Origin of the sequence: Runella defluvii (assembly GCF_014195535.1) — a bacterium.
Taxonomy (GTDB): Bacteria; Bacteroidota; Bacteroidia; order Cytophagales; family Spirosomataceae; genus Runella; species Runella defluvii.
In genome coordinates this window covers 31,148-53,621 of record NZ_JACIBY010000016.1, presented here as the reverse complement: position 1 = coordinate 53,621, position 22,474 = coordinate 31,148, and the positions used below count along the sequence as shown (strand labels likewise).

Annotated in this window: 4 protein-coding genes; all 4 read right to left on the bottom strand. The window is 48.0% G+C overall.

The features are described 5' to 3' along the window. Positions 1–144: 144 nt before the first annotated feature. The 4 genes from FHS57_RS26350 to FHS57_RS26335 all read right to left on the bottom strand — a co-directional run bounded on the left by FHS57_RS26350 (position 145) and on the right by FHS57_RS26335 (position 22,433). Positions 145–16,332, bottom strand: coding sequence for a choice-of-anchor Q domain-containing protein (locus FHS57_RS26350; protein ID WP_183978964.1), 16,188 nt, complete (start codon positions 16,330–16,332; stop codon positions 145–147). A 165-nt stretch (positions 16,333–16,497) separates the two neighbouring features. Then, on the bottom strand, positions 16,498–17,001 hold the full coding sequence (locus tag FHS57_RS26345) for a hypothetical protein (protein WP_183978963.1): 504 nt from the start codon (positions 16,999–17,001) through the stop codon (positions 16,498–16,500). A gap of 39 nt (positions 17,002–17,040) precedes the next feature. Continuing rightward, positions 17,041–17,928, bottom strand: coding sequence for a hypothetical protein (locus tag FHS57_RS26340; RefSeq protein ID WP_183978961.1), 888 nt, complete (start codon positions 17,926–17,928; stop codon positions 17,041–17,043). Between the two features lie 428 nt (positions 17,929–18,356). Further along, the gene (locus tag FHS57_RS26335; protein WP_183978958.1) at positions 18,357–22,433 is read right to left on the bottom strand and encodes a hybrid sensor histidine kinase/response regulator transcription factor; all 4,077 of its coding nucleotides are present in this window, start codon (positions 22,431–22,433) and stop codon (positions 18,357–18,359) included. Positions 22,434–22,474 lie beyond the last annotated feature (41 nt).

Here is a 22,474-nt window from a genome sequence, read left to right as displayed (position 1 = left end):
AAACAATAAACAGCTTTTAATCCCCCAAAAATAACGAGTCTTCGTGAAGTGAATTTTCTACGGTTTTATTCCCCAAAAAAGCGGGTCAAAGACAAGGCTTCCCCTGCTCCGACCCGCTCTTTTTCTTTGTTGGCAACTCCACTCCTACTCCACCTTCACCACCTTCAAAGTAGCCTGTTGTTCAGCCGTCGTCACCTTCAAGAAATACATCCCCGTCGGCAACTCACTCACCCCAAACTCTTCTTGGTGGGTATTGGTTTCGGGCACAAATTTACGACCCATCACTTGGCGACCAGAAGCATCCGTCAACGCAGCTTGCACTGTTTGCCCTTTGCTATCTTGCACCTTCAGACGCAGAATGCTGGTGACGGGGTTGGGGAGAACGGTGGCAAAGGCGCCGTTCTCCGTTAGCTGTTTTCCGTTATCCGAACCTTGCCCTTCGCCCCTTGCTCCTTGCCCTTTGCCTTTTGCATCTTCACTATCCGCTGTCCTCGCTGCTCCTACACCTACCCCATCTCGCGATTGAATGCGGAACCAGTATTCTTGGTACGCCAGCACGTTGCCTTGCGGCTTGCGCGTTGAGGGATAAATGCTGCCCCAGCCCTTTTGGTCCCAATAACGAATGCCTAATTTGTATAAACCTTTTGGTAACCCCGAATCATATACGTTACCACCCGCCCCATTGTCTTGGTAAAAACCGTAGGCAGGGTGGTTTTGAGCATACAATTCCGTCCAGCCTTCACGGTTGGCGTACATGAAATACGGTGCGTTGTTCTCGTGCGTGTTGAACGAACGTATCACGCCCATTTCTGGCGTCGCCAACATATCAAAGGTCAATGAACCGTCAGTGCTTAATCCGCACGCTTCTACGTTGATGGTCCAGTAGCGAGGGGCCATTTTGTTGGCGTTTTCGACGTAAAATAACGTCGGATTCACTTGCGTGCTTTGATCCAATTCTGGACCACCGTCGCGGGTGATGAATTGGCTTGTCCACAATGACTTGTCATTCGTTGGCTTCACCGCCGACTTGCTTTCACCGATGTTGATTAACGTCACCACAAACGCATTCCAATAAATATCCTTGCGGACACTTTCTGAACTCTGGCAACCACCTTCAAAAAGGCATTTTGCCCAGTAGGTTTGTTTGGTTACGTTGCTAAACGCTACCTCAAAACTTGGCGCAGTGACCCCCGTGTTCCAGAACGTTTGGCTACCTGCGGGGCAATTGGCCGAAATAGTGACCGTTGTACCCGTACACACAATCTCTTGGCTTGCCGTAATCACGGGAGCAACTTGGGTTGGCGTTAACGTAAACGTTACGACATTACTCTTCTCGCTCACGCAACCATTTTCCGTTTGACAACGCGCATAGTACGACGTCGTTTCTGTAGGAACAGTGGCGGGTAAGCTTGGCAAAGCCACGTTCGTCGTCGCATTGTACCAAACTGTTCGCAAACTTCCGCAAGTTGATTGGCCACTGAAACTCGCCGATGGGTTACAACTGCTTGTTGATGACAATGATACCGTCGGCGCTGCTGGTATGACCACCAATTTTAACCGCATTACCCCCGACTCAGATTCCACACACGATGGCGTTCCGTCTGATTGCCGACAACGTACGCGGTAATTGTGATACTGGTTATCCACCAAGCCTACGGGTACGCCTACACTGTATTCTCCACCATCCACTGAGTAAAGAATTACTTCACCCGTGGCGCAATTGGCATTAAATGTAAGAGGCATATTCACCAAACTACACACTTCCTTCGTCTCACCCACAGAAACTGTTACGCCATCCACGAGCAATGACACATTTTGCGGAACAGAGGCACGGTTATTAATTGTCAATTCAATGACTCCCGAATAAGTCGAAGCGCAATTGGCGTCGCAAGCCGCTTGGTAGCGGTGGGGTTGGTTATTGGACGGTTGGGAAACTGGGGCTGTCGCTGACCAGTTGCTCCATGCACCACTGCCCACTTGTACGCGCCAAACGGGTGAACCCGAAACGCACGAAATCAAGACGTTAAACTGTAAACTGTTAACTGAATTCGCATCGGTATCGCAAAGAACGGGATTATTGCCTTCGTTTAGGGTTTGTTGAAGCGTCGTTAGCGTGATCGTTGGTTTGTTTTGAACGGCCACACTACCTGTAACATTTGGCGAAACACAGCCGCCAGCGTTGCTCACAACAAGGCTATACGAAATTGAATTACCCGCCGCTGGCCCACTCAAATTCACCACAATCGGCGTTGAAGGTAGTGTTCCGTTGCTAACCGATGTAATTCCTACTCCCGTAATCGAATAAGTTAGTGGGCTACCCGTCGTGGCCGTGTAAGGTATTGTGAAGGAAGTCGCTCCTGCACAAATAGGCGCGCTTGCTGCCGTTGTAATACTTACATTGCTAGGGGGCACAGTAATCACTACATCCCCACTCGCCAACGATGTACAACCTGCATCATTGGTCACCGTAAAAGTGTATATTCCTGAAACTAAGCCTGAAACCGTCGTCGTCCCTCCTGTTCCTGTACTAGTGACAGAACCAGGGTTACGCGTCAATGTCCAAGTACCACTCGATGGTAAACCGCTCAATTCGACGCTTCCCGTAGCCAATGCACAGGTCGGTTGCGTAATCGTGCCAATTGTTGGGGGAGTTGGGTTTTGCGTGAACGTCACACTCACATCGTCCGTTGAGGCACTGCATTGACCATTGCTAATTGTCCAGCGCAATACATAACTACTTCCCGCAATGCCTGTGAAACTTGAAATAGCACTATTCGCATCGCCAAATGCTCCACCCGTGCCACTTACCACACTCCAAACACCCGTCCCCACCGTCGGTGCATTGCCTGCTAAAGTCACCTGCGTTGTTCCACAGGCTGGAGTTTGGTCAGGACCCGCATTGGATACGGTCGGGTTTTGGTTGAATGTAATCGTTACATCATCGCTAGAAGTGCAACTTCCATTCGTAATCGTCCAACGTAATGTATAACTGCTACCTGCTGTCCCGTTAAAAGTTGACGTCGGGCTCGAAGCATTCCCAAATGTCCCTCCTGTACCATTCACCACACTCCATAAACCCGTCCCCACCGTCGGTGCATTGCCTGCTAAAGTCACCTGCGTTGTTCCACAGGCTGGAGTTTGGTCAGGACCCGCATTGGATACGGTCGGGTTTTGGTTGAATGTAATCGTTACATCATCGCTAGAAGTGCAACTTCCATTCGTAATCGTCCAACGCAATGTGTAAACGCTACCTGCAGTCCCGTTAAAAGTTGACGTCGGGCTCGAAGCATTACCAAATGTCCCTCCTGTACCACTTACCACAGTCCAGACACCCGTTCCGACCGTCGGCGTGTTACCTGCTAGAGTCACATGCGTTGTACCGCAAGATGGAGTTTGGTCAGGACCTGCATTGGATACCGTTGGGTTTTGGTTGAATGTAATCGTTACATCATCGCTCGAAGTACAACTTCCATTCGTGAGTGTCCAGCGAAGTGTATAACTATTTCCTGCAGTCCCGTTAAAAGTTGACGTCGGGCTCGAAGCATCGCCAAACGTCCCGCCCGTACCACTTACCACACTCCAAACACCCGTCCCTACCGTTGGTGTATTACCTGCCAAAGTCACCTGCGTTGTACCGCAAGATGGAGTTTGGTCAGGACCAGCATTGGATACCGTCGGGTTTTGGTTGAAACTAATCGTTACATCATCCGTGGAAGTACAACTTCCATTTGTAATCGTCCAACGCAATGTATAGCTGCTACCTGCTGTCCCGTTAAAAGTTGACATCGGACTCGAAGCATCGCCAAATGTCCCTCCTGTACCACTTACCACACTCCAAATACCCGTCCCGACCGTCGGCGTGTTCCCTGCTAAAGTTACCTGCGTTGTACCACAAGCTGGAGTTTGGTCAGGACCTGCATTGGATACCGTCGGGTTTTGGTTGAATGTAATCGTTACATCATCGGCAGAAGTACAACTTCCATTCGTGGTCGTCCAACGAAGCGTATAACTATTACCTACTGTCCCGTTAAAAGTTGACGTCGGGCTATTCGCATTACCAAATGTCCCTCCCGTACCACTTACCACACTCCAGACACCCGTCCCTACCGTTGGTGTATTACCTGCCAAAGTCACCTGCGTTGTTCCACAGGCTGGAGTTTGGTCAGGACCAGCATTGGATACCGTCGGGTTTTGGTTGAAACTAATCGTTACATCATCCGTGGAAGTACAACTTCCATTTGTAATCGTCCAACGCAATGTATAGCTGCTACCTGCTGTCCCGTTAAAAGTTGACATCGGACTCGAAGCATCGCCAAATGTCCCTCCTGTACCACTTACCACACTCCAAATACCCGTCCCGACCGTCGGCGTGTTACCTGCTAAAGTTACCTGCGTTGTACCACAAGCTGGAGTTTGGTCAGGACCTGCATTGGAAGTCGTTGGGGTTTGCGTGAACGCCACACTCACATCGTCCGTTGAGGCGCTGCATTGCCCATTACTTATCGTCCAGCGAAGTACATAACTATTGCCCGCTACGCCTGTAAAACTTGATGTAGCACTATTCGCATCCCCAAAAGTTCCACCCGTGCCACTTACCACACTCCATACACCCGTTCCCACCGTTGGTGCATTACCTGCTAAAGTTACCTGCGTTGTACCGCAAGCTGGAGCTTGGTCAGGACCCGCATTGGATACCGTCGGGTTTTGGCTAAAACTAATCGTTACATCATCGCTAGAAGTACAACTTCCATTCGTGATCGTCCAACGCAATGTGTAAACGCTACCTGCTGTCCCGTTAAAAGTTGACGTCGGGCTCGAAGTATTACCAAATGTCCCTCCTGTGCCACTTACCACACTCCAAATACCCGTACCGATCGTCGGCGTGTTACCCGCTAAAGTTACCTGCGTTGTACCACAAGCTGGGGTTTGGTCAGGACCCGCATTGGATACGGTCGGGTTTTGGTTGAATGTAATCGTTACATCATCGGTAGAAGTACAACTTCCATTCGTAATCGTCCAACGCAATGTATAAGCGCTACCTGCTGTCCCGTTAAAAGTTGACGTCGGGCTCGAAGCATCGCCAAACGTCCCGCCCGTACCACTTACCACACTCCAAACACCCGTCCCCACCGTCGGTGCATTACCTGCTAAAGTCACCTGCGTTGTACCACAAGCTGGAGTTTGGTCAGGACCCGCATTGGATACCGTCGGGTTTTGGTTGAAACTAATCGTTACATCATCGCTGGAAGTACAACTTCCATTCGTAATCGTCCAACGCAATGTATAAGCGCTACCTGCTGTCCCGTTAAAAGTTGACGTCGGGCTATTCGCATTACCAAATATCCCTCCCGTACCACTAACCACACTCCAAACACCCGTCCCTACCATCGGTTCATTACCTGCTAAAGTCACCTGCGTTGTTCCACAGGCTGGGGTTTGGTCAGGACCCGCATTGGAAGTCGTCGGGTTTTGGTTGAAACTAATCGTTACATCATCGCTGGAAGTACAACTTCCATTCGTGGTCGTCCAACGCAATGTGTAAGTACTTCCTGCGGTCCCGTTAAAAGTTGACATTGAGCTCGAAGCATCGCCAAACGTTCCTCCTGTCCCACTTAACACACTCCAAACACCCGTCCCTACCATCGGTTCATTACCTGCTAAAGTCACCTGCGTTGTTCCACAGGCTGGGGTTTGGTCAGGACCCGCATTGGAAGTCGTCGGGTTTTGGTTGAAACTAATCGTTACATCATCGCTGGAAGTACAACTTCCATTCGTGGTCGTCCAACGCAATGTGTAAGTACTTCCTGCGGTCCCGTTAAAAGTTGACATTGAGCTCGAAGCATCGCCAAACGTTCCTCCTGTCCCACTTAACACACTCCAAACACCCGTTCCGACCGTTGGCGTGTTACCTGCTAAAGTCACCTGCGTTGTACCACAGGCTGGAGTTTGGTCAGGACCCGCATTGGATACCGTCGGGTTTTGGTTGAAACTAATCGTTACATCATCGGTAGAAGTACAACTTCCATTCGTGGTCGTCCAACGCAATGTGTAAGTACTTCCTGCGGTCCCGTTAAACGTTGACGTCGGACTCGAAGCATCGCCAAACGTTCCTCCTGTCCCACTTACCACTGTCCAGACACCCGTTCCGACCGTTGGCGTGTTACCCGCTAAAGTCACCTGCGTTGTACCACACGCTGGAATTTGGTCAAGACCCGCATTCGCCGTCGTCGGGTTTTGGTTGAAACTAATCGTTACATCATCGGTAGAAGTACAACTTCCATTTGTAATCGTCCAGCGCAATGTATAACTATTACCTGCTGTCCCGTTAAAAGTTGACGTCGGGCTCGAAACAGTACCAAACGTTCCACCCGTGCCACTTACCACACTCCAAATACCCGTACCGATCGTCGGTGCATTACCTGCTAAAGTCACCTGCGTTGTTCCACAGGCTGGAGTTTGGTCAGGACCCGCATTCGCCGTCGTCGGGTTTTGGTTGAAACTAATCGTTACATCATCGCTGGAAGTACAACTTCCATTCGTGGTCGTCCAACGCAATGTGTAAGTACTTCCTGAGGTCCCGTTAAAAGTTGACATTGAGCTCGAAGCATCGCCAAACGTTCCTCCTGTCCCACTTAACACACTCCAAACACCCGTTCCGACCGTTGGCGTGTTACCTGCTAAAGTCACCTGCGTTGTACCACAGGCTGGAGTTTGGTCAGGACCCGCATTGGATACCGTCGGGTTTTGGTTGAAACTAATCGTTACATCATCGGTAGAAGTACAACTTCCATTCGTGGTCGTCCAACGCAATGTGTAAGTACTTCCTGCGGTCCCGTTAAACGTTGACGTCGGACTCGAAGCATCGCCAAACGTTCCTCCTGTCCCACTTACCACTGTCCAGACACCCGTTCCGACCGTTGGCGTGTTACCCGCTAAAGTCACCTGCGTTGTACCACACGCTGGAATTTGGTCAAGACCCGCATTCGCCGTCGTCGGGTTTTGGTTGAAACTAATCGTTACATCATCGGTAGAAGTACAACTTCCATTTGTAATCGTCCAGCGCAATGTATAACTATTACCTGCTATCCCGTTAAAAGTTGATGTCGGACTCGAAGCATCGCCAAAGGTTCCTCCCGTACCACTTACCACTGTCCAGACACCCGTTCCGACCGTTGGCGTGTTACCCGCTAAAGTTACCTGGGTTGTACCGCAGGCTGGAGTTTGGTCAGGACCTGCATTAGATACCGTCGGGTTTTGGTTGAAAGTAATAATCACATCATCAGTAGAAGTACAACTTCCATTCGTAATCGTCCAACGCAATGTGTAAGTGCTTCCTGCCGTCCCGCTAAACGTTGACGTCGGGCTCGAAACAGTACCAAAGGCCCCTCCTGTACCGCTTACCACACTCCAGGAACCCGTACCTACTGTCGGCGTATTGCCCGACAAAGTAACCTGCGTTAAACCGCAAGTAGTCGCTCCCGTTTGGTCGGGGCCAGCGTTAGAGGTTGTCGGGTTTTGGTTGAAAGTAATAATCACATCATCGGTAGAAGTACAACTTCCATTCGTAATCGTCCAACGCAATGTGTAAGTACTTCCTGCCGTTCCGCTAAACATTGATGTCGGGCTATTCGCATTACCAAATGTCCCTCCCGTGCCACTTACCACACTCCAGACACCCGTCCCTACCGTTGGCGTGTTACCTGCTAAAGTCACCTGCGTTGTTCCACAAGCTGGAGTTTGGTCAAGACCCGCATTAGATACCGTCGGGTTTTGGTTGAATGTAATCGTTACATCATCGCTCGAAGTACAACTTCCATTCGTGGTCGTCCAACGCAATGTATAAGCAATACCTGCGGTCCCGTTAAAAGTTGATGTCGGGCTCGAAGTATTTCCAAACGTTCCACCCGTGCCACTTACCACACTCCAAACACCCGTACCGATCGTCGGTGCATTACCTGCTAGAGTCACCTGCGTTGTACCGCAGGCTGGAGTTTGGTCAGGACCCGCATTGGATACCGTTGGGCATACTTGCTCCACCGTTATCACTACATCATTGTTATTAGTTCCGCCCGTATAACTAATCGTCGCATTCAACCCTGAATTTAAAAAGTTTGACAACGTTGCGCCTTGAGCAAAATTAGTAAAGGTGCCACTAATAGCTTCCGTACCATCGTTGTCCACAATTACAAACGTCTCTCCTCCCACCAGCGTAGTCGTACCACTCAACACCAAGTTAACCCCCAACAAATTCACCCCACCCACCACATTGAGCTGGGAATATGTACTACCTGTTCCATCTCCGACCGTCATACCGTTGATAGCAATATTTAAGTCGCCCCCCAACGATAGTGTACTCGCCGTTGCATCCGTGCCGTTGAACGTAGGTTTTACAGCTGCTGTTGACGTACCTGGGTCGAGCAATAAAGTACCTCCACTCGTATTAAACCCACCGCCACTGATGAGAACATCTCCCCCACTGACAAGCTGTACATTGGTACTCGCAGGGCGAGAGATTTCCCCAGAAACAGTAAGATTTCCACTGTTGGCATTACCAATGATGAGCGTACCTGTGGTAATGTTGTCTAGTTCGGTATCGCTAAGCCCCAACGGCCCACCGATGCTGTTCGTAGATGTGCCGAGGTTGATGGCTACGTTGTTGGTATATGGCCGTAAAGTAGTGCTGCCTGCGACTTGAGTGCTGATGGTACTCGCTAAATCCATGCTATTGGCAATGAGGGCGATGTTACCGCCGTTGGTGGCGGTAGTAATACCTAATGAACTAGCTTGGCTAATACCCAAACTACCTGCTCCTCCCCCTTCGATACCTGTTACACTGACATTACCTCCCCCAGAAGTGATTTTGGTATTGGCATCTTTCATGTAAACGCCATTATTATTGTTTCCAGTAGTAGCTCCTCCCGTACCTTGCACAGTTACTAAGCCACTCCCCCCTGCCGTAATGGTGCCTCCTAACTCCTGCCAAATGCCGTGATTGTTATTCCCTGAACCAGTACCTCCGCCAATGCCAGTTACGCTCACATTTCCCCCCGAAGAAGTAATCAATGTATTGACCGTTCCTGCGACGTAAACCCCTGCATTAAAGTTACCACTGCCAGCGCCACCCGTACCACTTACCGTTACAGTGCCACTGCCACCCGCAGTGATGGTTCCATTTGTGATTACCACTACACCACTACAGGTTGAACTTGCCCCCGTACTTCCTCCCGAACCCACTACCGATACATTCCCACCCAAAGAACTAATGCGGGCATTAGTTCCCGTGACATACACGCCAATATTACCATTGGCAGATCCAGCACCTACCGAACCCTCTATCGTAGCAGTACCACTGGTACCACCACTAATCAATCCGCCATTTTGTACAACTATTCCAAATTGATTAATGGCTGAGTCGTCGCCACTTTTGCCTTTAACGCTGAGTGAACCTGTACCATTGACCCTTACGGTAGCGCCATTGACCGATACGCCGACAAAGTTGCCTGTACTGGCTGTAGTCTGCTGATTAGCTTCCAAAGTCAGGTTCCCGTCGGTGGTTTCGAGAGAAGCGGTGCCATTGCTAAAGACAATGTTACGACTGACTTTTAGGACAGCGGCACCAGTGCCCGTGAGTAATAGATTAGCATTGTTCGTAAAAGAAACCTGATCCGTGCCAGGATTGGCATCATCGTTTTGCAAATCCACATCCAAGTTAGCATTAGCCACAAAGTTGATGTCACCATTAAAGTTCACCTGATCGTCTCCCGTGCCGCCATTGATGCTTAGGCTAGGAAGGGGGTTGGAGGCAAAGCCTCCCACATTGATGATGTCATTGCCTGTGCTAGTGTTTACTACAATGCTGGTAATTCCCGCAAGTGCCACATCCGCAGGAGTAGTAAATGGGGTAATTGCCCCACCGTTTATTGAATACGTACGGCCTGTTACGTTAAAACGAATATTGCTACCGCTTTCGGAGATATTCAGCGCTTCGCCATTGCCCGATACATCGTTGATGGTAAGCACGTTACTTGCAATAGAAATGGCGTAGTCGGCCGACTGGACGGTCAACGTAAAGGTAGCATCGGTAAAGCTGCTACAATTGTCCGTGGCACGAACGGTGACCGTATAAACGCCTGCTGGTACATTGTTGGGTACTGTCACTCCCCCCGTTACGTTGTCCACCGTCAAGGTAGCAGGTGAAGTAGCTGGCGAAACGCTTTGTAACACAATGGTCGAAATACTTCCATTGTCAGAAGCGCCAGTAGCAGGATTGACCGTGGTAGCGGTACCCGTATTGACAGAAGCATTGCCATACGTCAATGTTGGGGCGGAATTGGCAGCGACGTTAATTGCCACCGTAGCCAAAACACTCTGACTTTGATTATTTGTAATTTTAACGGTAAAGCTACCATTAGTAGCCGTACAGGAAGCACTCACATTCGCCGTTACATTTCCATCGGCTGCCACAACGACGTTATTGAGCGTGACTCCATTCAACGTAGCCGACGAGCCAAAGTTTGTTCCATCGCTACTGACAGCCGTCGTAAGGGTATTGGGCGCTTGTGTAGTCCCCGACGTAGCACTCCCCATTGACGTACCTGTGGTAGTTACTCCTTGGGCGATGCTTACGGTCGTCGTATTTAAGGTAGGTTGGTTATTTTCGGGATACAATTTAATCTCCCCAATTTGTGTGCTTATTGTGGCCCCAGCGTTCTTAATGGTTGGAAAAACCAACATAAACGAGGTATAGGGAGTCGTATTTGTAAAGCTCACCAACTGCGAATTGGCGTTGTCTAACGTACTCGTATTCCTTCCAGAAGGCAATGCAAGAGCGCCCGAAGCAATAAGAGTAAACTGAGTAGCATCAAAGGGGCCATTTCCTGAAATCGCCGAGTTAGTACCATAAAGGGAGTAACTTGAGGGGTCGCGGTCAGGTGTGTCGTTGGCAGTATAAATTCTAAAAGAATTGATAACTCGCCCTGATTGACTGCAACTTGCGGGGGTAAAAATATACCCTGCGTTGGTTGTTACCCGAATGAGCGATTTGGCAAATGTCCCGTCAAAAACATTACCAGGTGGCTCCGTTGATGGCCACGTATTTGAACCGCTACTATTGACAGTACCCACTTGAAACTGATTTCCGTTCAACTGCCCTCCCCAATACGGCATGGCATTGGTCATGGTTGTCGTTCCAGCAAGGGTCAAAGTGGCGGCATTGGAAGGAATCATGGCACAAGCAGCCGTACTTACCACCACGTCATAACTACCCTCATTGGCCGACGAAAAAGAAGAGATTGTAAGCGTACTATTCGTTTCTCCGTCGATAGTTACTCCACCTTTTCGCCATTGGTAGCTTACCCCAGCTGAGTTATCAACTGCCACAGACAGGGTCGCCGTTGTCCCTCCACAAATCACCTGACTGGTCGGGTGGGTGGTAATGGTTGGACAAAATACAACCACCGTATAAGCTTGGTCGGAGACACAACCAAGATTGTCAGCAACTTGAATCGTAAAATTGTAAGTACCATTAACGGTCGGAGTACCCGATAAACTTCCTGTAGGCGACAGGATTAGTCCCGTAGGTAAACTACCCGAGATTAAGTTAAAAAAGTAAGGCGCAGTTCCACCACTTCCGCTTAATGTTAAATTATAAGGAGCACCCGAACCAACGGTGGGTATGGTGCTTGGAGAAACTGCTACTGTCCCTGAGCAGATTTGTGCTTCCAGTGCTCCGATGTCACTTCCATCGCCTCCTGGGGCAGAACTGACCCCAGGCTGATCGACGGGGCGAGTAAGGTTTCGTTGGTCAACACTGACCGCCGCGCTTCCTTTGTCGATTGCTGGACTACCCGATAAGAGCCTATGTGACGGTACCGTCCCTCCTCCAAAATACCCCAAAGCACTTACGACCGTCGTAAATACGCTGCTTGAAGCAATACTTTGGTCTTGCGAACCACCCGTAGGCGCCCCCGAACCACTCCCAAAAAGATTGTAGCCATTTGTGGTAAAAGCCGCACTATTATTGTCAAAATCAGCGTAGCTACTTTGTTGTGCGTTATTGGCCGCCACAATGGCGTTTTTTAACGTAACGGTCCCTGATTCGTTGTAGATACCTCCACCACGGCTACTCCCTGCTCCTCCATTGCTTGGGCCGTTGGACGAAGTTCCTCCAGCCCCTCCCGTCACAGTGTTATTTACAATGGTAACGTTTAAAAGGGTGGTAGTCCCGCCATTTTGAAAAATAGCTCCCCCAGCACCACCGCCACCGCCACCTGCACCGTTGCGAGAAACCGAAGAACTTCCTGCCCCACCACTGCCTCCCAAGAAACCCGCGGCACCGCCACTTGTCCCACCTCCTGCCGCTTGGCCACCACCGCCGCCACCACCGAAACGTCCACCAGCAGCACCATTGTAACCGTTTCCACCACCGCCGCCACCGCCGCCGAAGTTGCCCGCCGTGGGGAGTGAAGGATTGAGGGCAGAACCTCCTACACCACCATTTCCACCACCTGAACCACCGCTTCCAACGCAACATCCGCTTGTCCCTCCCCCACCTGCTCCACCAACTGCTTGGTTTCCAGAAAAGGTTGTATTGGTACTATTAACCGTTCCTCCGTTGTTTAAAATTCCTCCTCCAAGGCCACCGCCGCCACCGCCACTCCCTGCGCCACCGTTGCCCGCTTGCCCCGTAGCAATGTTATTCACCACAGCACAGCGGTTGAGGGTTAGCACACCCGTACCCGCGTTGAAAACTCCCGCTCCTCCTCCTGTAAGTGGCCGAGCTCCTGTTGTCGTATTTCCACTGAGCACACATTCCGTGAGCGTAAGGGTAGCGGCGTTATAGATACCCCCTCCTTCCACTCCACTACCGTTGCTAATCGTCAATTTGTTGAAGGATACGACGCCGCTATTCACCGTAAAAATACGAAAAGCAACCCCACTGCTACGATTAATGGTCATTCCACTGGTTCCTCCATTGATGGTCAAGGGGAGTGTAATGTCTGGCAAGGCGGTCGCGATATTAATCGTACCCGTTACGCTAAAATTAATTGTATTAGAACAGCCCCCTGAAGCCATAATTTCTTGCATTGCGGCGCGAAGAGTACAAGTCCCTCCTGCCGTAGCGCAAGTATTATCCCCAGGATTGGTATCGGCGCCATCTCCTGTATCATTGACGGTGAAAGTACGGGCACTTGAGCACCCATTAATAGTTAGCGTATATGCTTGGCTTCCTGAACAGCCAAGGCCATAAATGGCAGTAACGGTAAAGTTGAAAGTACCTCCCTCCGTTGGCGAACCGCTCCATGTTCCATCACTTTGTAAAGTAAGCCCCGCTGGTACGCTACCCGATGTGACGGAGTAAGTATAAGGGGCTGTCCCGCCCGTTGCAGTAATACTTTGGGAATAATTGACACCTACCGTTCCACTAGGTAATGAAGATGGGCTAAGGGCGACGGTATTACACGATGGAATTGCTTCGTATGCTCCAATGTCGCTATTATCCCCCCCGCTTGACGCTGCAATGGTAGAAATATCGTAGGCACGAACTTGACCGCGCTGGTCGGTGGTAAGCCCTGCTATCGCCGCACCTTTGTCAAGTGCTGGGCTATTGGCTAACAAAGCGTGGGTTTGGGTCGGTCCACCGTTGTCGGCCAATACAGCAAGATAGACATTCGCAATCCCCACTTGATTATTATTTGTTCCGTTGGTCAATCCTCCTACACCTCCTGCGCCAATTAGATTGTAGGAGCTAGAAGCGCTCACCGAACCTGCAATATTTTCATTGCTCGTATTGGTAGCAACATTTCCTGCAATGATTGAGTTTTTGAGCACATGGGCTGAACCCGACAAATTCATTGCCCCACCATCAGTAGCCGTATTGTTCGTTACGGTGCAATTGGTTAGATTTAAGGTACCCAATCCAACCAAAAAACCGCCCCCTGTACTACTTGCAGTATTCCCACTAACGGTACAATTAACGAGGGTGGTGGTGGTTCCGTACATGGCAAAAGCTGCCCCCGCTCCCGTTGAAGTATTACTGTTGATGGTACAACCCGTCATGGTGAGTACCCCATCGTTCTGAACTCCTCCCCCTTGTGGTGCGGAACTGCTTTTCACGGTACAATTGGTCATTGTCAAGGTACCATAATTTTGGATGGCTCCTGCTTGGTTTGCATCGTAACCGTTGGTAACGGTCAAGGCCGAAATAGCAACCACTTTTCCAGTATTGATGGTAAATGGACGGTATAAGTTTGCACCAGTTACCGACAATACATTTGCCCCAGGCCCCGTAATGCTCAGGTCATGGTCGATAGCTGGAAGTGCGCTCGTCAGGTTTATTGTACCTGTGGCAGTAATGCTAATAGTAATAGAACTATTGCAACTTGTCAGTGCATTGGCCTCCTGAATAGCTGCCCGTAAAGTACACACTCCACCCGATGTGGCACAAACACCATCCCCAGGAACTGCATCGACTCCATCACTTAGCGTATTTACTACCAACGGACCCGAACAAGCAAGCTCATAAGCGCCAATATCAACACTGGTACCAAACTTTCTTACGAACCCACCTCCGCGTTGGTCAGTAGTCAAATCGGCATTGCTATTTGAAACATCTTTTGCGAGTACACTGACTCCTGCATTTAAAGCGGGGCTCTCCAGCAATAATGCGTGCGTCTTGGTTAGTCCACCATCATTGGTCAAAGGCAATAATCCAGGTGAAGCATTAACAATATCGGTTGGACCAGTGCCCGTCATGCCACTTGAGTTACTAAATAAATTATACCCAGACGAATTAATCGTCCCTGAAATGTCAGCACCAGTTGCGGCCGTATTTCCTGCAACTATCGTGTTTCCTAAGCTAACAATTCCACTACTACTATTTATTCCCCCGCCTGTGGTGGCGGTGTTATTCGATATAGTGGCATTCCTGAGCGTAATCGTCCCCGTTGTATTCCAAATACCTCCACCGCTACTAGCTGTATTACCCGAAATAGTACTATTGACAATTCTCAACGTTCCTGCATTCCACGCTCCCCCTCCGTTTGTGGCACTGTAACCCGAAATAGCCGAACCAACCAAGTTTAACGTCGCCCCACTCACGTTCGCAACCCCACCGCCATTGGCCGAAGTAGCGCTGCCAGCAATCTCTGTATTTTTTACCGAAAGCGTGCCTTGGTTATTAAAAATCCCCCCTCCATCAGAAGCGGCACTGTTGCCTGTCAGAATGTTATTACTGAACGTTAGTGAACCTGTTCCCGTTTTGTAAAATGCTCCCCCGCGGTTCAAATTTGACGCATTGAGTGCTTGATTATCCGTAAACGTTGAACCAGTGATTTCTGTCGTAGAAGTACTCCCAACATTTACATAAATAGCCCCTCCTAGTGCATCAGTCGTAGCAGTAGCCTGTGTTCTATTATTGGTAAAAGAATTATCGCCGATTTCCAAAGTACCTCCGGCACTATCCAACCAATGAAGAGCACCGCCGCCGCCGAGTGTACCACCACCTGACTGATTGTTGTTAAAGGTTGTTTGATACACCGATAGGTATTCAGCTGTACCAGATTGAAAAATAGCCCCACCAAAGCCACCTGAAGTATTATTTTGGAGTGTTGATTGGTAAATGGTAATAGCATGTGGCGACGCAATTGTACCAATGGCACCACCATTTACGGTTGAACTACAGTTTTGTAATACCCCACTTAAAAATTCAAGTCTTGTATTCGCCCCCAGTTGAATGCATCCTCCCGCTGTTGTTGTACTCCCATTTTCCACTGTCAACCCGTTAAGCTTCAGATTCCCATTGGTAGTAGAAACGTTAAAAACGCGCGAGGCGTTGTTGCCACTGATAGTTGCTGTCACCCCCGAACCTTCTTGGATGGTAATAGCACTGGTGATGGAAAGCTCTGTTCCTCCCAAGGTATAGGTTCCTGTTGCATTCAACACAATCACATCCGCTCCCGAGCCTGCTGCACAGTCGGAATTGGTGGCGGCGTCGTTGTTGGCATTGGCAATTGCTTCCCGAAGTGAACATTGACCATTGACGCTCACTTGGTCTGACAATGTCGTTACAGTAATTGTACTGAGAGGTTTAAGCGCCCTGGCGTTCGGGGACGTCATGGTTGTTTGGTGCGCGCGTGTGCCTGCTTCAAGTGGGTTGGCGGCCAACAAAACTGGCTGGCTCATTCTTGCTTTTTTGGTATATTGAAACGCTGACGGCGACTGTTGAAAAACCGAACTTGAAGCATCCGATTTCGGGTTACCAAAGAAAGAGTTTTGTCCCAAAACGGGCTGTACACACCAAAGGAAAACTAGGAGGTAAAAGAGCTTTTTCATGAGTAGAGTGAGTTGGATAAGACAGAAGCAAATGTGTGGTTTTCAGCCTAGCAAGTGTTAGCACAAACGGCGCATTCTTTAGCACATTTGACGCAGGACACAAAAAAAGCCTCAAAATGAGGCTTTTTAAGGGCTTTTTTATTAAACGCTTACAGGATTGGGATGTTAACTTACCGACGCAACGATGCAGTCGATGTTGGCTTTAGCGATGTACGGAAAGTCAGAACGCCCCGTTCCTTGGCCTTGGGTTTGGGTATTAATAGCGTCATAAATACCTTGCGAAATATCGCCCGAGGCAATTGGCCCCGTGTTGATGTTAGGCGCAGTACCGTCGGTAAATTCTACCAAGGCTTGGGCAAAACAAATTTTAGGCAGATTGTTGTCCAACATAAAACCTACCAAAATAATGATGTGGTCATCTTGTTTTGAACGTACACAATCTAGTTTGCACGACACCATTAATCCCAAATTTAGGGAAGTAATCGGAACGTTTGTTTGCGAAGACTCTTGGTTCCAAGTTCGGTAAGATTGCGTATTGTATGTATATTGTAGTACCTCATTGTTTTGCCCTGTGTAACCTTGCCAAGGCATCCAAGGCCCCTGTAGAACCAAATCGGTTGAATTATAGGTATCTAAGGCGCTTTCGAAAGTGGTATTATTGAATTGCATTGTTTTAAAATTAAGGGGGTGAGAGATGAATTGGACACATTAATCTACCGTTCCTGCATTCACAGAGCAGGTTAGACGGTTGATGATGTGGATAATAACAGGAAGGAAGTAGAACACCCCGCCGTTGTCGGTGTATTTGTAAATTTGCCCACAAGCAAAATTAAAAATCTTACAACCGACACTAAACACGTCATTAAACACATCGGCTACCTCCGTCGAAACCCCATCAGTTACCACGTCCAAAAGGTCTCCCGTCAGCGACACAATGTCTTCGATGGCATCAACGGCATTGCTGGTTATGTTAAAAGCCCCTCCTTCTGACCAATTGAAATTTTGAATGTCGGTTAAGTTTCCATTGTTGTCAAAAACCGCATAAAATTCGGCGTGGTCGTCGGTAGCGGCGGAGTTTTCGTGGTCTAAATGAACATAATAGCAGGTAGAATTAATATCTCTCCACGAAAACGTCGGCATATAAATCCGATACACCGAGTCTTCGATGTTGTAAGCAATGGCCGCCCCCGCTAGTTTATCGTCTTCGTACGAATCAGGAAATAACTTACTAAAAGCGGCTTCGTTGATTTGTGGCATGGGTGGGTTAAAATTCCAGAAGCCAGGCTGCGCATCGTACATCAGAAAGCTCTGGATTTGCTTTTTCCAATCCCCACCGTCTCCACGAGGATATGCTTCCAAATCTGTAATAGTTGAATTGTTAGGTATAAGTAGGGAGTTCCCTTGGTAGTTTAATTCGTCAAACACAATCACCCAACCGTTACCGTCGGTCTGCACCGACTGAATATCGTTTTTGAGGTCGTCTTTTTCATTCGCTTTGTAGTATTGCGTCCCCAAATCGGCTTGGCCTTGCTGGCCATTGTAGGCTTTACCATTACCTGAGTAACTGGTACCTGAAAAAAATGATACGCTACACATGATGTTTGTTGTTTAAAGAGTTTTTGATTTAACGTGAGAAATAAAAGAAGCCGTTGCAAAAGTGCGTAACTGAAACACGCCACCGTTAGCACAAACGGCGCATTCTTTAACACATTCGGCGCAGGGCATAAAAAAAGCCCTCAATTCGCATTGAAGGCTCGTTTTTAGTTAAAGTATAATTTAAGTAGTTGGGCAAAAATTTTAGTGTATTAGTAGTTTATATCGCTTCGGCGAAGCGCAACCTTTGTAGTAGTAGTAGAGATCCATAAAACCCTTTTGCTTCGGACGGGGCCGCCCGAGCGGAAGCATAACAAAGCAACAAGTTATGCTTCTCCGAAGCAAAAAATTAAAAATCACCTGCTGTTACTACAAATGTTGCGCCTCTACCGAGGCTACTTTAAATTACTCTAGAACTTTTTCTTTATTACTTAAAAATACTCCGACGGCAGCGTACCAAATTTTTCCTGAAAGCTTTTGGAGAAATACGAAAGGTGCTCAAATCCAACTTGATAGGCAATATCCGAAACCGTACCTGCTTTGGCACGGAGCAAATCGGCGGCGCGTTGCAATCGAAACGCTCGAATAAGCTCATTGCTAGAACAATCGCACAGCGCATTTAATTTTCGATTCAGTTGCGATTTACTCATGTTCATCGCCGTCGAAAATTCAATCACACCAAACGCACTGTCTGAAAGATTTGCCTCCAACACCGCCTTTACTTTTTGCAAAAATAACTCGTCCACCGTGCTTGTTTTTACTTCGGTGGGTTTTAGCTTGGTCGGTTTTGCTTCGAGGGTTTTACTGCTGAAATAGTGACGTAGTTTTTCCTGTTTTTGGAGCAAGTTTTTCACCCGACTCTGGAGTTCGGTTTTGTGAAAGGGTTTGGTCAAATACTCATCGGCTCCCAATTCAAAACCTTCGATGCGGTCTTCGAGTGTGGCCTTGGCCGTCAGCATCACCACAGGAATGTGGCTGCTACGTTCGTCTGACTTGAGGTGGCGACAAAACTCAAATCCATCCATGCGAGGCATCATCAAGTCACAAATAACGATATTGGGCGAGGTCTGAATCGCTAAATCAAGCCCTTCTCGCCCGTCGGCGGCCTCTACTATTTGGTACTCTTTTTCAAAAATACTGCGTACATACGCCCGAATATCGGCATTGTCATCAATAATGAGTAACAGTTCTCCCTCTTCCTCGACAGCCAACTGATTGCGTTTTTTATCGACCGACGACTCTTCCACCAATGGCAACAAACTGCTGTAATTCAACGCATTTGCTTGTAATCTTTGCTGATTTTCGCTCGGCGGTTCGGTTAAATAGTCTTTCCAAGTTGTTTCATCAATGGGCAATCGTACCCGAAACGTTGTTCCTACATTTTCTGTACTTTCAACCACAATCGTTCCTTTCAGTACATCAACCAACTCCTTGACCAAGGCCAGCCCGATGCCCGTTCCTTCATAACCTCGTTTTCGGTCAGCTTCGACTTGGTAAAAACGGTTAAAAATCTTATCGAGCTGCGCGGGTTTTATCCCAATTCCCGTATCCGAAACGGCAATCATAACCTCCCTACTCCCAGTGAGGGAAATGTACTGTATATCGACCGTCACTTTCCCGCCAGCTTCCGTAAATTTCAACGCATTAGAAAGCAAATTGGTCACGATTTTTTCGACTTTGTCTTCATCCACACAGCCATGTACTTCATCCTGATTTTGAGACACGTCCAAACGCACCCGACGACTTTCGGCCAAAGAAACAAACGAACCCGTCAACGTTCGGAAATAACGCACCAATTCAGTCGAAGTCATTTCGGGTTTCATTTGTCCCGCTTCTAACTTACTGATGTCCAACAATTGATTAATCAAAGTCAACAAGCGACTAGCGTTCCGCTGAATGACGGGAAAGCGAACATCTGCCTCGTATTCCTGAATAATTTGCTCCATTGGCCCCAAAATCAAGGTCAACGGCGTACGAAACTCGTGTGAAATATTGGCAAAAAAGTTGGTTTTAATCGCGTCTAATTCCGCCAAACGTTCGGCTTCTTTGTTCTTATAAAGGAGTTGTTCTTGCAAACGAACTCGGTTCAATTGCGCCAAATACAAGCGATACACAATCCATGAAACGAGACTCAAATAACACAAATAGGCCCACCAAGTGCGATAGAGAGGAGGATTGACGGTAATTTTCAATTCCACAGGCGTACTCCATTGGCTGCCATCGGCCGAGCCAGTGAGCTGAAACGTATAGCTTCCAGAAGGCAATTGCGAATACGTCACCGAATGGGTTGTCCCTGCTTCGATACGCTTTTTGTCAATGCCCAACAGTTGGTAACGAAAACGATTTTTGGGAGCATTTTCTAAATCAATCAACGAAAAACTGAGCGTCACTTGGTTCTGATCATGCGCCAATTGAATAGACGAAGTTTGTTCTATGCTTTGGGCTAAAATCTCGGTTTCGTCGCCTGGCATCACTTCTTGATTGTTGATTTTCAACTGATTGATTTTCGGCAGTTGGCTCGCTTTCGTCCGTTGTAAAGCCGCTGGCGAAAACACCGTCAAGCCGTTCACTCCCCCAAAAGCCAATTCGCCATGTTTTGTTTTAAAACAAGAAGCTACTGCAAACTCATCGGCTTGAAGCCCATCTTTGGAGGTAAAATTGGCACTCACAAACGTTCTTGGATTAAACTGTACCAAGCCATGATAGGTACTCAACCACAGGTTTTTGTTGTCATCGGGCAGCATTCCAACGATATAATCATCGGGCAAACCGTCATTGACGGTAAAGTGCTCAAAAGTGCCTTTTGTTTTATTCATTCGATTGAGGCCGCCACCGAGCGTTCCCACCCACAAGTAGGTAATAGGCTCGTGAGGGTCGTCCACCATCATTGATACTTGGTTTTCAGAAAGGGTGGTAGCGTATTTTGGGTGGTGCTTAAAAAGCCGAAATTGGTAGCCGCCTTTGGCATGAGGAACGGCTTGAAGCAGCCCGTTTTGCGTACCCAACCACCACGTTCCTTGTCCATCACAGTAAGCAAAAACTACCTTTACGTTGGCAGGAACAATTTTTTCGTAAGAATAATAGCCCAATCGTTTTTGAAGCGTATCAAATTTGACAATATAAGAACCTAGGCCCGTAATGAGTAAATTCCCTTGTCTATCTTTGTACAGTCTCCCCAAATTTTCTCCCACTCCCTGAACCTCCAGCGGGTATTTTTCAACCTCGTTTAGTCCTTTTTCGAGGCGTTTGAGAACCATTTTTGAAAAATCTGTCGCATCGTTTTGTAACTGCCAGTAGCCCCCCCTGCCATCTTCAATCATGGCGTGGGTATCTATATACATTGGTTTTGGAGGCAGATTTTGCGCATCTGTGGATGTGATAAGATGAAACGCTTTAAAATTATTAATTACCCAACGGTCATACGTATCCTGAAACCCAACCCAAATGCTTCGCCCCTTAAAATAATGTTTAAATCGCTGAGAATCATTCGCTTCTTTTAAAAGTCCGTATCCTCCTGTGTTAACCCAACAACTACCACTCTGATCCGATTTTAATCCCGAAAATAACACAAAATTATCTGATTGATAAGTAGGGGTTGTTGTAGTAATGTCAGAAGATAGCTGGGTATAATGTGCCTTAAATAGTCGCGTGTTTTCCAAAATAAAGACGTTTCCCAAATCGTCAATCCGTATTTGTAGAGGTAACCCTTGCGGGTTATTCTTAGAATAAAGCACGTCTATTTTGTTGTCTTTATACGCCAACACCTGCGTGGGCTGCGTAAGGATAAGCGTGCCATCGGGCGCTTCGTACATATTTAAGAAACGCCCAGTACCCGCAGGTTCAATTTTGATGGGAATGTATTGGTGGTTGAGGTAGTCGATACGACCAAAACCCGCTTGGGTTCCCACCACTAGCTGTTTGTTTTTGAGAAGTTTAATAAAATTCACCCGCATCGTAGAGACGAGGTTCGTCTTCAGTGTGGTTACTGTAATGCGGTCGGTAAAATCTTCTTTGGTAGGAAAATTACCTTTTTTTAAATCATCGGGGAGCGTGATTTTATAAATTCCGCCCGTTAATGTACCCACCCACAAATCTCCTCGACTGTCTTCAGCAATACAATAAATATGTTGCCTGACCGCAGGAAATTTATTCTTTTTATCGGTCAAAAAACAATGATAAAATCGTTGCGTTTTGACATCAAACAAATTCAATTCACCGCTTTCGGTACCAATCCACAGGCGGTGGTGGTGATCTTCGTAGAGAGCCGTAGTTTGGTTAGAAGTAATGGCATAAGAAGGGCTAGTATGGGTAGTAAAAACTTTGAAACTATAGCCATCGTAGCGGTTTAGACCCGCTTTTGTCGCCATCCAAACGTATCCTTCTTGGTCTTGAAGTAAGTCAAAAACAGTACCATGAGAAAGTCCATCGGCTGTTGTAATAGAACGCCATTGACTTTGTTGAGCAAAAAGTAGGGTCGAGTAAAAATAAAAAATCCAAAAAAAACGCATTTCCAAAGGATATTTATCCTCAAATTAAGCGTTTTTTTTGG

Coding starts and splice junctions, on each gene's coding strand:
- FHS57_RS26350 (WP_183978964.1), bottom strand. CDS start 16,332: ATGAAAAAGCTCTTTTACCTCCTAGTTTTCCTTTGGTGTGTACAGCCC.
- FHS57_RS26335 (WP_183978958.1), bottom strand. CDS start 22,433: ATGCGTTTTTTTTGGATTTTTTATTTTTACTCGACCCTACTTTTTGCT.
- FHS57_RS26340 (WP_183978961.1), bottom strand. CDS start 17,928: ATGTGTAGCGTATCATTTTTTTCAGGTACCAGTTACTCAGGTAATGGT.
- FHS57_RS26345 (WP_183978963.1), bottom strand. CDS start 17,001: ATGCAATTCAATAATACCACTTTCGAAAGCGCCTTAGATACCTATAAT.